The sequence below is a fragment of the Synechococcales cyanobacterium CNB genome (genome assembly GCA_030263455.1).
GTDB lineage: Bacteria > Planctomycetota > Phycisphaerae > Phycisphaerales > UBA1924 > CAADGN01.
In genome coordinates, this window is sequence record SZOZ01000015.1 from 17,239 (window position 1) to 29,656 (window position 12,418).

The following is a 12,418-nucleotide window of genomic DNA, read 5'->3' on the forward strand; positions in this document are numbered from 1 at the left end:
CCGGAGGCCGACATGTCCAGCCAGCAACCGCCCACCGGATCGGCCCGCCCCTACCGCGAGGTGACCCTCGCCGCCATCGTCTTCGCCATGGTGATCGGGCTGGTGATGAACGCCTCCATCACCTACGCCGGACTCAAGATCGGGTTCACCCTCGGCGGCTCCGCCATCGCCGCCGTACTCGGCTTTGGCGTCCTCCGCGGACTCCTCCGAAAAGGCTCCATCCTCGAAACCAACATCGCCCAGACCATCGCCTCCGCAGTCAACACGTCCAACTCCGGTGTCATCTTCACCGTACCCGTCCTCCTCCTCCTCGGCTTCACCCTCTCCTGGAACCAGCTCGACTTCTGGCTCATCACCATCGCCTGCATGGCGGGCGCGGTCCTCGGCGCGGCCTTCATCATCCCCCTCCGCAAGCAGATGATCGAGATCGAACGCCTCCGCTTCCCCTCCGCGATGGGTGTCGCCGCGATCCTCAAATCCCCCGGCGCAGGCGCGAAGAAGTCCATCGTCCTGCTCGCCGGCATCGCATTGTCCGCGCTCATCTATCTCCCCGTCGGCCTCCCGGGCATCCGACTCCCGGCCTCGCTCGACCGCCTCGATTCCCTCGTCGAACGCGAGCGCATCTCGCACGCCGACGCCGAACGAACGCGCATGATCGCCGGCTGGATCGAGCAACGAGCCGCGCCGGACGAGGCCCTCACGCTCGGCCGCATCGAAGCCGAACTCCTCGCCGCGATCGAGGCCGACGAGCCGGACGAAGCCGCCATCGCAGCGCTCCGTACGCGCGTCCGCGAAGCCGCCCTTCCGAACGTCTCGCCACGCCTCGCCCATGCCGCCCTGCTCGCCTCGCGCGGTGAGCAGCCGTGGGATTCGCTCCGCAGGATCGACCTCGGCTGGGCCGGCTCACCGCTCCCCGGCTACCAGGATCTCAACATCAGACTCCCCGCTCGCCAGGGTTCGGACGGCAACCTCCACGACAAAGTCGATCACAACCGCGACGGCCGACCAGACCTTGTCCTTACTGACGATCGCGTCTCGCTCGGTCGAATCCTCGGCCTGCCCGACGAGTTCCAACTCGTCTTCGCCATCGCTCCCTTCGCCCTCGGCGCGGGCTTCATCACCGGCCGCGCCGGACTCATGGTCCTCGCCGGCGGCATCCTCGCCTACTTCGTTCTCACCCCCATCGCCTTCCGGCTCGGCTGGATGCCCGCCAGCATCACCCCCGCGACCGCCCCCGGCTACGGCTTCGGTGCGTTCAACCGCCCGCTCGGCATCGGACTCCTCCTCGGCGGCGCGATGATGGGCATCATCGCCGCTCTCCCCGCCATGCGCGCCGCCCTCAAGAGCATCGCCGTCGCCAGCCGAATGCCACGCGGATCGCGCGACGAACTCGGACTCAAGGTCCTCCTCGCCGCCATCGCCGGCGCGCTCCTCCTCCTCTTCATCGCCGCCGACTTCGAGGGCAACAGACCCCTCAACGAAGGCAAGCCCTGCCCCGTCTCCGCCCTCAAGGTCTCCGATGAAGTCGAACCCGCCACCTACAAGGGCTACCTCATCCGCTTCGCATCCGAGCAGGCCGCCGCCGCATGGAAGTCCGCCGGCGCATGGACCACGGCAAGCCCCTCCGGCGAGACCTCAACCGTCGTCTGGGACGACGCCCAGAAGGACAGGTACCTCGCCTCCATGAACGCCAGGCCCGGCGCGCTCGCCTCTCTCCCCTCGCACCTGCGCGCCGCCGTCATCGCTGTCGTCGGTGCGCTCTGGATCTGGTTCGCCGGCATCATCATCGCCCAGTGCACCGGCATGACCGACTGGTCCCCCATCTCGGGCATGGCGCTGCTCACCGTCGTCATCGTCATGCTCCTCGCGGGCACGGGCGCAGTCCTCAGCGCGGTCCTCCTCGGCGCGGCCCTCTGCGTCGCCATCACGCTCGCCGCCGACATGATGGCCGACCTCCGCACCGGCCACCTCGTCGGCGCAAGGCCCGTCAAGCAACAACTCCTCGAACTCTGCGTCGTCCCCGTCGGACCCGTCGTCTGCATGTTCACCGTCCTTCTCATCGCCGCCGTCAACATGAAGACCTACGGCGTTGCACTCGGACCGGAAACCCCAACCAGCGCGCCCCAGGCACAGGCCCTCCAGGCCATCATCACAGGCGTACAGGGCGGCGAAATCCCCTTCGCCCTCTACGGCTGCGGCGCGCTCCTCGGCGCACTCCTCGGACTCGGTGCCTTCAGCGGACTCGGCGTCCTCGTCGGACTCAGCATGTACCTCCCATTCTTCTACATCGCCACCTACGGCATCGGATGCCTCGCCAACATGGCCCTCGCCAAGGTCAAGGGACGCGCATGGGCCGAGGAATGGGGCGTCCCCTTCTGCGCCGGACTCATCGTCGGCGAATCCGTCCTCCAACTCGCCATCAACTGCGTCGTCCTCGCCCTCGGATGATCGGAGACACGCGATGAAACTCATCGGCTCCCTCGTCGTGATCGCGTCCCTCGTCTTCGGCGTCCTTTGCGCCGCCACCGCTTACCTGCCCAGGCTCTCCCTCGCTGACGAACAACTGCTCGGCCTGACGCTCAACGCCCCCGCCGGCGGACCCCCGCCGCTCGCCCGACCCGGCGACGTGCTCACACCGGAACTCCTTGCCGCGTTGCGCGCGAACGGCGTCGAACGCGTCCGTGTCAAGGAGTTCGCCTTCGCCCGATGGTCCCACGCCTGGTGGTTCGCCCTCGCCGTCGTCACACTGACCGCCGGCGGCCTCACCGTCAAGCAGGCCGCCAGGATGCAGTACGCCGCACCTGCCGCGGGCGCGCAGCGCGAGTCGCCCGCCTCCTCCGCACGCGAAGCCCTCGCGCGCATCCGCGAGATCGCTTCCGCTCTCGCCGATGAACTGCCCCGCATCGCGGACGAGCATGAACGCTGTCGTACCATCGTCCACCGACTCGACGAGGTCCAGCGCCGGCACGCCCTGACCATCGTCGATGCCAAGCCCGCGCTCATCGCCGGACTCGGCATGGCCGGCTTTGCCGAGTTCATGGACCACTTCTCCGCCGGCGAGCGCAACCTCAACCGCGCCTGGTCCGCCGCCGCCGACAACCACGCCCCCGAGGCCGAGCGAAGCCTCGCGGCGGCGCACGGCCCGCTGGAGCAGGCCGCCGGAATCCTCGGCGCATGAGAACGCCCCAGGCGTCCGCTTCGTGCGGCACGCGCGCGGGGCGCTCTCCGGCAAGGTCTACCGGGAACGACGCCGCCTGAGCATCGCGCCGCCCCCAAGCCCGACCAGCGCGAGCGAGCCGGGGGCGGGAACGATGTACGTGAACACCGACTCGATGACCGCGCCCTTGTACGCGCCGTCCGTGAAGACGCCGTTGGCGTCGATCGTGAACGCCGAGTAGTACCGGTCGCGGACCTTCGGGTCGCGCGGGTCGCCGGCGGGGTAGTCGTCCGTGGCGAGGTAGCGCCGCTCGAAGGCCTTGTCCTCGCCGTCGTCCCACCCGCCGCCGCGGAACGTGCTGTCCGGGTCCGCCACGTAGATCACCGAGTTGTCGGTGTCCACCGCGACGCCCGTCATCACGTGGAAGGATCTCGCCCACCAGAAGGGCAACTTCTCGTCGGCCGTGATGTTAACCACCACCGCGCGGTTGCTGTCGATCCCCGCAGCGAACGCCTCGAAGAGGTTGGCGAACCCCGTTGCGTTGTCGCTCTTGCCGTCGTTGTGGTCGCGACGAACCTGCTTGCCGCTCAGGTAGAACCGGTCCACGATCGCGTCCGCGTAGCCGGCGTTCGAGCTGTACGCAAGGACGTCCGGTTCCCAAGCGCACGCCCCGTTGTTGATGCCGAACCGCTTGCCGGCGATGATGGCGAGGTCCTCCAGCGCGTAGTTCGCCCGTTCCAGCCAGTTCCTGTCCTTGTGCTCCGCGCCCGCGCCCTTGCGCCGGCTCGGGTCAAAAATGCCGGCGAATCGATCCTCCATCGACGCGATCGCGTTCGTCCACGCCGCCGTGGCGCACCACCCCCCACCCTGCTCCCACCAGTCCTTGCTGTCGTACGCAGGAGCCAGCGGCTTCGGAATCCACGTCTTGTCCCTCGCGGGGTCCGTCTTCTGGTGCTGGTAGAAATCGGGAACGTCCACCTTCCACGCCGTCTGCGCGGAAACGACGCCGGCGGCTGCGGCCAGGACCAGCGTTGCGGACACGGTCTGCAAAGTGAATCGAGAGTTCATCGGCGTGCTCCTCGTGGGTCGTTGTCATCGGGACCGGACGCTCCAGCCCTCGAGACACGAACGCGGAACACCCACCCCGCTCACGCACACACACGCCGATTGAACGAAAACGGAGGCCCGGTCGTTCCGGGCCTCCGTGAGCGCATCCTTGAGCCGCGCCTTGCCCTACTGCCGCCGCAGGTACCCCGCCTCCAGCGCCCGGTCGATCCGCTCGCGCGAGTCCGCCAGGTGCGCCTTCGAGTACGGATCGATCCCCTGCGCCTCCGGCCTGTCACCGATCGCCGCACGGATGTCCCGCAGTTCCTGACGCGCCAGGGTCGCCAGCGTCTTGCCCGAGGCGTTCGGCCAGTTCATCCCCGTCGACAGGTCGATCAGCCGGTCGAGGTGCTCTCGTTGCAGATTCCGCCGAAGGCTGCTGATGTACGGATCCCGCGCGGTCGCGCCACGCGGCACGTTCGCCAGCGGCGACCACACCTCGTTGCGGATCGCCCGCAGCACTTCCGGCACCGTCAGCGCGTCCTGCCCCGACACCGTCCGCAACTCGTTGTCCAGGATCCGCCGCAGCCGTGTCGGGTTCATCAGCATCGTCATCGCGCTCGCCTGCGCCCCGAGCACCTGGTCGTGGATCGGCACGTCCTGCGGGTCGCCCCAGTTCGAGTCGGGCCACTGCTCCGTGCCCAGATGCGCCAGCAGTTCCGGCGTCAGCCCCCACGCCTCGTCCCGGAACGCGTTCTCGATGACGAACTTCAGCGCACGCCGCTGCCGCTCCACGTCCACGGGCCGGATCGGTTCCGGCGCGCCGGGGTCGCCCTTGCGGTACTTGTTGAAGTGCGCCCCGCCCACCCAGTGCGACGCCGTCGAGAGCGCGCCCAACTGCTTGCCAAGCAACTGGCTCCACGTCTGCCGCGCCTTCTGCCACGGCTCGCCGTCCTTCACCGCCTTGTCCAGCAGTTTCGGCCGCACGTGCCGCACGAAACGCATCTCCGAGTCCGCGAAGTCCAGCGAGTTCTCACCCAGGTCCCACGTCTTCGCATGCGGGTCCGGGCCGGGCTGGCCCTCCTCGCTCGAAAACCCGTGCCCCGGCTCCGCCGCCCGGGTCGCCACCTTCCCCGGATCGTCGAACGTGTACCCCCACTCGATCGCCCAGTGGTCGTAGGTGCCGATGTCGATGCACCCGTAGTCCCCCTGCACCAGCCCGTCGCCCTCCACCACGATGTTCGACGGCGCATAGTCCATCACCGTCGAGAGCATCGGCCTCTTCCCTCGGAATCCCTCCGAGTTGATCTCCGCGAACGAGTGCGCCGCCGATCCCTTCCAGTTGTGCATCAGCCCGAGCGTGTGCCCCACCTCGTGCATGATCACGTCCTTCAGCAACGGCCCGATGAACTCCTCCGGCAGACCGTCGAGCAGGCTCGCCTCGTCCCGCTCGCCACCGTCCGGCAGGATGATCCCGGCGTCCATCGCCAGCCTTACGTCCGCCACCGACAGCGCCAGCCCCGGCATCGCGGCGCACACCCCCGCACGCGACCCCGCCCCCGGCTGCTCCCACACCATCGGCAGCATCGTCGGCGGCGCATCCGCCGGGTCCGCCGTCCCGTCGCGCAGCGCCCGTGAATACGCCGCCACGCGCGCCCGGTCCTCCGGGTCCGCCAGCCGGTACCGCGGATCCCACTGCGGATGGTCCAGCAGCCACTCCGCCGTCTCCGCGTCCAGCGAACGCATCGCCGCCGCCGCCAGGATCGAAGTGCGGTACTGGTGCGCCCAACCCGCCAGGAACCCCTCGTCCATCACGATATCCGCCTCGTAGATCTCCCCCGTGTCCGGGTGCGCATGCACAGGACCGATCGCAAACCCCATGTCCGCGTTCGTCCAGCGCACGAACGAGTACCGGATGTCCTCAGGATCCTTGTCCATGTGTGCGCCCGTCTGCGCGTCCTGTTGATACACCTCGATCGCGTTCACGATCCCCACCCGCTCGAACGCCTTGTTCCAAGCCAGGATGCCGTCGCGCACCCAGCGCCGGTACCGCACCGGCGTCGTGTGCTCGATGTAGTACACGATCGGCTTCTTCGGGGGACTCAGGGCACGCGACGGGTCCGCCTTCTCGACGTGCCACCGGTTCACGTACCGCATCGTCTGCCCGTCCACCCCGCGACGGTTCCGGTCCGTGAACGCCGTGTAGTAGTACCCCACCCGCCGGTCCGCCTCGCGCGGCTGATACCCCGGCGTCTGCGGCGGGACGCCGATCGAGTAGTGCACCGTCACCAGCTGCCCCCCCGCGCGCGGAAACTCCAGCGTCAACTCCACGTTCGACGGGAACGTCTTCGCCGATTTCACCCTCGCCAGCGACACGTCCGCCCCGCGTGTGAAACCCCCGAAGAACGCCCCGGACTGCCGAAGCAGCACGTCGTCCAGGTCGATCACCGGGCCGCCGCCCGGACCCATCGCCACGATCGGCGTCGTCAGCACCACCCGGTCCGTGTAGATCCGTTCCGTCGCCGCCCGCGACTCCGCGTCCCCCGTCGTCCGAACATCCATGTTCGGTTCGATCAGCGCGAGACGCTTGTCGTACTGCTGCCAGGAGAGATACCGCGCGTCCTGCCCGATCGCGTAGTGCCAGATCGAGTACACCCCCGCCTGCGCATCGCCCCCTGCCACCGTTGGCACCACAAAGAACCGCTGCCCCTCGAACCCCGCCGGCAACTCCGCCAGCATCTGCCCGTCCCGGTCACGGACCCACACCGTGTACAGCGGCGCGGACCCATCCGCCGGCGGCGTCACCTTCCGGTACCCCTCCGACACCTTCTCGAACGGGGGGTAGTCCTGCTGCCCGACAGCCGGTGCCCCGAACACAGACCCGGCCAGAACCACGATCGCAACCGCACGGCAACGGACAGCGTTCATCGGCGACTCCTCACCCCAGCCCTCGGGGTCTACGCCCCACAAGGCCGGGAACAACACAATACCACCACCGGGCAACCGGGCTGCGGAGGCAGCGGAGACTCCGCTTTGGCAAGTGGACAGACGCCGAATGCGGCTACTCCTCGGATGCAAGCGCCTCCAGAACCGCGGTGAGGTCAGCCGCGTCAACGACCTCATCGAAGTTCACGTCTTCAGGCGCGGCGAGCCACGCGGCAACGTCGCCGGGGTCCATGTAGCCGCCTAGGTTGATGTCCTCGACCTGGAGCACGCGCAGCCGATAGCCGTTGTCGTGAACCGGAACATCGCCCGTCGACGCAGGCAACCCGTCGCACGCAAGAAGGCTCTCGCCCGTTGTCCGAGGCTCGATGAGATAGTCATACGGTGCGACGATGGGGCCGCTGATGAGAATGGCACGCGTCGCGCCGCCCGGATGCATCGTGTGCGAGAAGGACGCCGTCACGTCTTGCCAGTCACACGAGGTGTCGCTCACGGGCTTGCGGCGAACCGTGAACGGCTTGCCCTCGCCGACGACCTGGATCGGCCCGTAGTAGCGCAGCGTCACCGAGGGCCAGGCGCTCCCGGGGCCGACGCGACGGAGGGCGTTGTAATAGTTCTCGCACTCGTCGTCGCGGAGCGTGTTGGACGCCGACGAGCAATCCTTGAAGTGGATGCTGAACGCCACGACGCCGACCGCGCCGCCGCCGAGCGAGGCTGAAGTCTGATCGTACCACGGGATCGGCGAGAGCGAGACGCCGCCGACGGTCACCGATCCGTTCCCGAGCATGCCGTCGTCGCCGGTCATCCAGACGCCGCCGTCGTCGCGGGCGTTGATGATGACCTGCCCTTGCAGGCCGCCGGAAGTCTCGACGATGATGGGGCCGAACAGAGATTCGCTGATCAGAATGTCCCCCCCCCAGCACACCCTTGATCTTGATCCTGCCCCGGTTCTGCGAGGTTGACTGATCGGTGTTGGTCTGGAGGTTCCTGCCGACCTCGATGATGCGCCCGGCCAGGAAGTCACCCTCGACTTCTATCGGTTCAAGCGCCGATCGGGAGATTGTGATGTCCGCGTCAAGATCACCGTCAACGAATACCCCTTCCTCGCTTTCGACCTCGGGGTCACGAAGACGGTCGAGCGAGAGTGATCCCGAGAAAGTTCCGCTCGTGACCTCCAGAAGCCAGACGTCCCACGTGTCATCGCCTCCGGGGTCAGATGCGACGATGTCGGCGAAAATCGCACTCGCGACAACGGCCCGGATATCGCCGCTTGTCGTGATCGATACCGGAGACGTGGAAGTGCCGATCTCGCCGGCGACGGTGATCGATTCGATGAGTCCCGCCGCTGAAACGTCAGCCAGGAGATCGCCTGCCACGTCAAGCCCGAAAGGCGTGATCCCACCGCTCAACACCGTGATCGGACCTGCAATGTCGCCGCTGAAGGCTCTCACTCTTCTGATGTTCCCCGTGCTCAGGCGCACCCGACCGTTGCTGCTGATCGATGCCGCCTCCACGACGAATCCGCCGCCGTTTCCCGGCTCGTTGGCGTCGACATGCGCCTGCACCTGTCCATCGACGTCGAACCGGAACACCTCATTGACAAGCACAGAGCCAGTCAGGTTGCCGCCGATGCCACCTGCGAAGCGCACCGTGCTGATGGCAGACGCATCCAGTCCCTCCCAATGGCGACCGGTCAAGACGTTCGGCGTATCCGACTGGTTGAGGCCGCCACTGCCCAGCACGATATCCAGAGGAAACACGCCGGGGCCGCCCGTGAAAGTCAGCCGGCCAATATCGACAGTTGAACTGCTTGTGGTGATGTTGACTCGCTTTGCGCACGTCGACAGATTTAACGTCGCATCCTCGCCAGGATCCAGGAACTCATCAATCTCTGTTCCCGGGCAGCACGGTGCGCACCCGCCGCGTGACGTGTCACCACGACTCGCACCCACTGGGCTTTGGCGGTCGTAACCAGCATGAAGAGAGCGACGCCAACGAGCAGCAGCAGACTAGTCCGTGCCATGAATCATCTTCTCCTTCGCATTCGTCGGCAGAAGCACACGACACTCGCAAGCACCCATGTGACAGGAGCGGGAATCGCAGTGGCGATTCGAATACCTGGACTCGTTCCACCATATCCAGGAGACAGCCCTTGGATCACGGATACATGGTCGTGGACGATGTAGTTGTCGTCACCAGCGGCCGCCCCGAGCAGTCCCCTCGCTCGTTTGTCACCGGGCGGCAGGATTTCCTCATTCCATTCGACGGTTCCCCCGGTCGTGTCGAGCAGGCCCCACGGCGAGACCATGTCGCTGTAGGCGCCGAGCGGGATGTCCCACTCGCCCCACGACAGCAGGTGCAGGCCTGCGTTCGTCGTGCCCTCGCCCGGCACGCCCGGAATCGGCGGCTCGTCCGACATGTTCGGATAGAGCCACCATCCGCCCTGACCCTCGCCGTACCGATCGGGGTCGTAGTTCATCGCCTTGAGCGCCTCATCAAGCGTTGGAATCCAGTACCTCGCGTCTGGCAGGTGCGTGGGGTCATCTGTGAACCGGGAGCCGTCATCCCCCCACGTGGACGCGTCGTACGCGCCGTACTCAAGCGCCGGGAGCGCGGACGACTTGCCGTTGTGCAGCCAGTTGCAGAACATCGCGCCTCGCGCCAGCTGATCTCGCCCACCGGCAGCAGTTCGGGCGTCGCCATGTTGCCGCGCAGCCGGTAGCGCTGGCCAGGCCCGTCGTAGGTCGGGTCTGTCTCCGCGCCCCAGAAGAACGGACGCGCGAAGGTCTTCATGTCGTCCGATTGTGTGGAGAACGTGCTGACGAACTCGAGCCACTGGCCCGTCGTCACCTCCGTGCGGCCGATCCGGTACTCGGAGTCCACACGCCCGCGGCCGTAGGCGTAGTCGGGGCCGAACGGGCTGTCGCCCAGATACGGCTCGTTCCCGACCGCGCCGATCGTCACCCAGTCGAAGTCGTAGTCCTCCGCGCCGGAGGCACGGAACACCGTTACCAGCATCAGTCCGGTAAGCACGATCAGCGATCGAGTCATCGCAACACCTCCTTGCAACCGACCGGAACCAACCCCGTCCATCCGTGGACCATGCGAGCCGGCGATCTTGCCGCGGCAGCCTACCGCCCGCCCCGGCAGGCCGCACCCTCCCCTTCCGCGGGACCGAAGATATCCTGCACGAGTCCACGCCCGGAACGGAGAGACGAACACGGAGCAATCTCGATGACACGGCTTCACGTGGGTCTCTTCCTCTCGATCTCCCTGTGCTGCGCCGCCTCCGCCGCTCCTCCCGCCGTCTCGCTCGGCTCGCTCCTCGCCGAGATGATCGATCGCGACGCCATCGCACGCCTCCCTTACCCGTCCTACACCTGCGCCCAGGCGAGCAGTTACGACCGCCGATCCGTCTCCCCCGACAACGCCGAAGCCTGGTTCGCTAACCACGACACCAGCCAGTTCGTGCGCGTCGAGGAGCGCGACGGCCGGCGCGAGTTCGTCATGATGGACGCCCAAGGCCCGGGCGCGATCGTCCGCATCTGGTCCGCCAACCCCAAGGGCGCCATCCGCATCTACCTCGACGGCCAGCAAACCCCCGCCCTCGAAGCCCCCATGGACGCCCTCCTCGGCGGCACATGGTCCCCCGGACCCTTCGTGCTCGCCCCCCCCCTGGCCGCCACGCGCGCCCGCGGCTGGAACCTCTACCTCCCCATCCCCTACGCGACCCGCTGCATCGTCACCAGCGACGCCGACGGCTTCTACTACCAGGTCAACTACCGCACCTACGAACCCGGCACGACCGTCGAGCCGTTCTCGATGGACACCCTGCGCGCGCAAGCCAACACCGTCGCCCGCGTGCAGCGCGCCCTCGCCGAGCCGATGCGCGGCTTCGGCCCGCGCGGCATCCGCGGTGACACCATCATCTCCCCGGGCCAGACCGTCCCCTTCGATCTCACCGCCGGCCCCGCCTGCGTCTACGAGTTCTCCGTCCGCCTCGAAGCCGACGACATCGCCGACGCCCTCCGCACCCTCGTCCTCGAAGGAGAGTTCGACGGCGCACGCACCATCTGGTGCCCCCTCGGCGATTTCTTCGGCTCCGGCGTCGGCGGCAACGACTTCGAAGACTGGTGGCGCACCGTCTCCGACGACGGCCGAACACTCCACGCACGCTGGCCCATGCCCTACGAACGCTCGGCCCGCCTCGCCATCACCAATCTCGGCACGCAGCCCGTCACCCTCAGCGTCGTCCTGCGCGCCCGCGGCTGGGAATGGAACGAACGCTCCATGCACTTCCACACCACCTGGCGACAGGAGCACCCCATCCCCACCCGGCCCATGCGCGACTGGAACTACGCCGAGATCCACGGCCGCGGCGTCTACGTCGGCGACACCCTCGCCGTCATCAACCCCGTCCCCGACTGGTGGGGTGAGGGCGACGAAAAAATCTACGTTGACGGCGAAATCTTCCCCTCGCACTTCGGCACAGGCACCGAGGACTACTACGGCTACGCCTGGTGCTCACCCGAACTCTTCACAGGCCCCTTCCACGCCCAGCCGCGCTGCGACGGCCCGGGCAACTACGGGCACACCACCGTCTCGCGTGTCCGTCTCCTCGACGGCATCCCCTTCAACCGCTCATTGAAGTTCGACATGGAGGTCTGGCACTGGCAGGAGTGCGAGGTCGGCTACGCCGCAACAACCCACTTCTACGCACGCCCCGGCACGACCACCAACGTCAACCCGAGCGAAACCGAGGTCAAGCGCGGCGTCATCAACCCGCCGCCTCTGCCCCCCCCCTTCACGATCGAAGGCGCGCTCGAAGTTGAGAACCTCCGCATCCTCGCCGGCTCGCCCGGCGTCTCCATCGTCAAGCAGGACATGAGCGGATTCGGACGCGACCGCTGGAGCGGCAACGCACACCTCTGGGTCCAGGGACGCGCCAAGGGCGACTTCGTCGAGATCGCCGTCCCCGTCGAAGACGAGCGCGCTCGCAAAGTCACGCTCCACGCCACTCGCAGCTGGGACTACGGCATCGTCCAACTCAGCGTCAACGGCACGCCCGTCGGCGAACCCATCGACCTCTTCTCCGGACGCGCGGGACTCTGCGAACCTACAGGCTCAATCGATCTCCCCGGCTGGCACAGGCCCCAGGACGGCAAGCTCACGCTCCGAGTCCAGGTCGTCGGCGCGAATCCCGACGCTCTCGGCACCCGCGCCTTCTTCGGCCTCGACGCCGTCGTCCTTACCCCGATCTGGTAACCCCCTCCT

General features: G+C 67.5%; 8 protein-coding genes. 3 read left to right on the plus strand and 5 right to left on the minus strand.

Features of this window, described 5'->3' with window-relative positions:
• Positions 1 to 12: 12 nt before the first annotated feature.
• Together FBT69_13490 and FBT69_13495 are read left to right on the plus strand one after the other, a co-directional pair.
• Entirely contained in the window at positions 13 to 2,448 is a 2,436-nt protein-coding gene (locus tag FBT69_13490; protein MDL1905802.1) for a hypothetical protein, read from the plus strand.
• A gap of 13 nt (positions 2,449 to 2,461) precedes the next feature.
• Positions 2,462 to 3,178 (plus strand): hypothetical protein, encoded by a 717-nt coding sequence (locus FBT69_13495; GenBank protein ID MDL1905803.1) that lies wholly within the window; start codon positions 2,462 to 2,464, stop codon positions 3,176 to 3,178.
• A gap of 57 nt (positions 3,179 to 3,235) precedes the next feature.
• On the opposite strand, the gene FBT69_13500 is transcribed toward FBT69_13495, so the two are convergent.
• From FBT69_13500 to FBT69_13520, 5 genes are all read right to left on the minus strand, one after another.
• Entirely contained in the window at positions 3,236 to 4,225 is a 990-nt protein-coding gene (locus tag FBT69_13500; GenBank protein ID MDL1905804.1) for a PEP-CTERM sorting domain-containing protein, read from the minus strand.
• 165 nt (positions 4,226 to 4,390) lie between these two features.
• Complete coding sequence (locus tag FBT69_13505) at positions 4,391 to 7,324, minus strand: DUF5117 domain-containing protein (protein ID MDL1905805.1); 2,934 nt, start codon at positions 7,322 to 7,324, stop codon at positions 4,391 to 4,393.
• Positions 7,263 to 8,069: a hypothetical protein gene (locus FBT69_13510; GenBank protein MDL1905806.1), complete on the minus strand. Its 807-nt coding sequence runs from the start codon at positions 8,067 to 8,069 to the stop codon at positions 7,263 to 7,265. The genes FBT69_13505 and FBT69_13510 overlap by 62 nt, the downstream gene beginning before the upstream one ends.
• A gap of 1,101 nt (positions 8,070 to 9,170) precedes the next feature.
• Positions 9,171 to 9,623 (minus strand): hypothetical protein, encoded by a 453-nt coding sequence (locus tag FBT69_13515; GenBank protein ID MDL1905807.1) that lies wholly within the window; start codon positions 9,621 to 9,623, stop codon positions 9,171 to 9,173.
• Positions 9,620 to 10,195 (minus strand): formylglycine-generating enzyme family protein, encoded by a 576-nt coding sequence (locus FBT69_13520; protein MDL1905808.1) that lies wholly within the window; start codon positions 10,193 to 10,195, stop codon positions 9,620 to 9,622. The genes FBT69_13515 and FBT69_13520 overlap by 4 nt, the downstream gene beginning before the upstream one ends.
• A 51-nt stretch (positions 10,196 to 10,246) precedes the next feature.
• Here FBT69_13520 and FBT69_13525 point away from each other — a divergent pair, with 51 nt between their 5' ends.
• On the plus strand, positions 10,247 to 12,409 hold the full coding sequence (locus FBT69_13525) for a DUF2961 domain-containing protein (protein ID MDL1905809.1): 2,163 nt from the start codon (positions 10,247 to 10,249) through the stop codon (positions 12,407 to 12,409).
• Positions 12,410 to 12,418 lie beyond the last annotated feature (9 nt).

What these genes read in the sequence shown, in the direction of transcription:
- FBT69_13525 (MDL1905809.1), top strand. Translation starts at nt 10,247, where the DNA reads ATGCGAGCCGGCGATCTTGCCGCGGCAGCCTACCGCCCGCCCCGGCAG.
- FBT69_13505 (MDL1905805.1), bottom strand. Translation starts at nt 7,324, where the DNA reads ATGAGGTCGTTGACGCGGCTGACCTCACCGCGGTTCTGGAGGCGCTTG.
- FBT69_13500 (MDL1905804.1), bottom strand. Translation starts at nt 4,225, where the DNA reads ATGAACTCTCGATTCACTTTGCAGACCGTGTCCGCAACGCTGGTCCTG.
- FBT69_13515 (MDL1905807.1), bottom strand. Translation starts at nt 9,623, where the DNA reads ATGAACTACGACCCCGATCGGTACGGCGAGGGTCAGGGCGGATGGTGG.
- FBT69_13520 (MDL1905808.1), bottom strand. Translation starts at nt 10,195, where the DNA reads ATGACTCGATCGCTGATCGTGCTTACCGGACTGATGCTGGTAACGGTG.
- FBT69_13495 (MDL1905803.1), top strand. Translation starts at nt 2,462, where the DNA reads ATGAAACTCATCGGCTCCCTCGTCGTGATCGCGTCCCTCGTCTTCGGC.
- FBT69_13490 (MDL1905802.1), top strand. Translation starts at nt 13, where the DNA reads ATGTCCAGCCAGCAACCGCCCACCGGATCGGCCCGCCCCTACCGCGAG.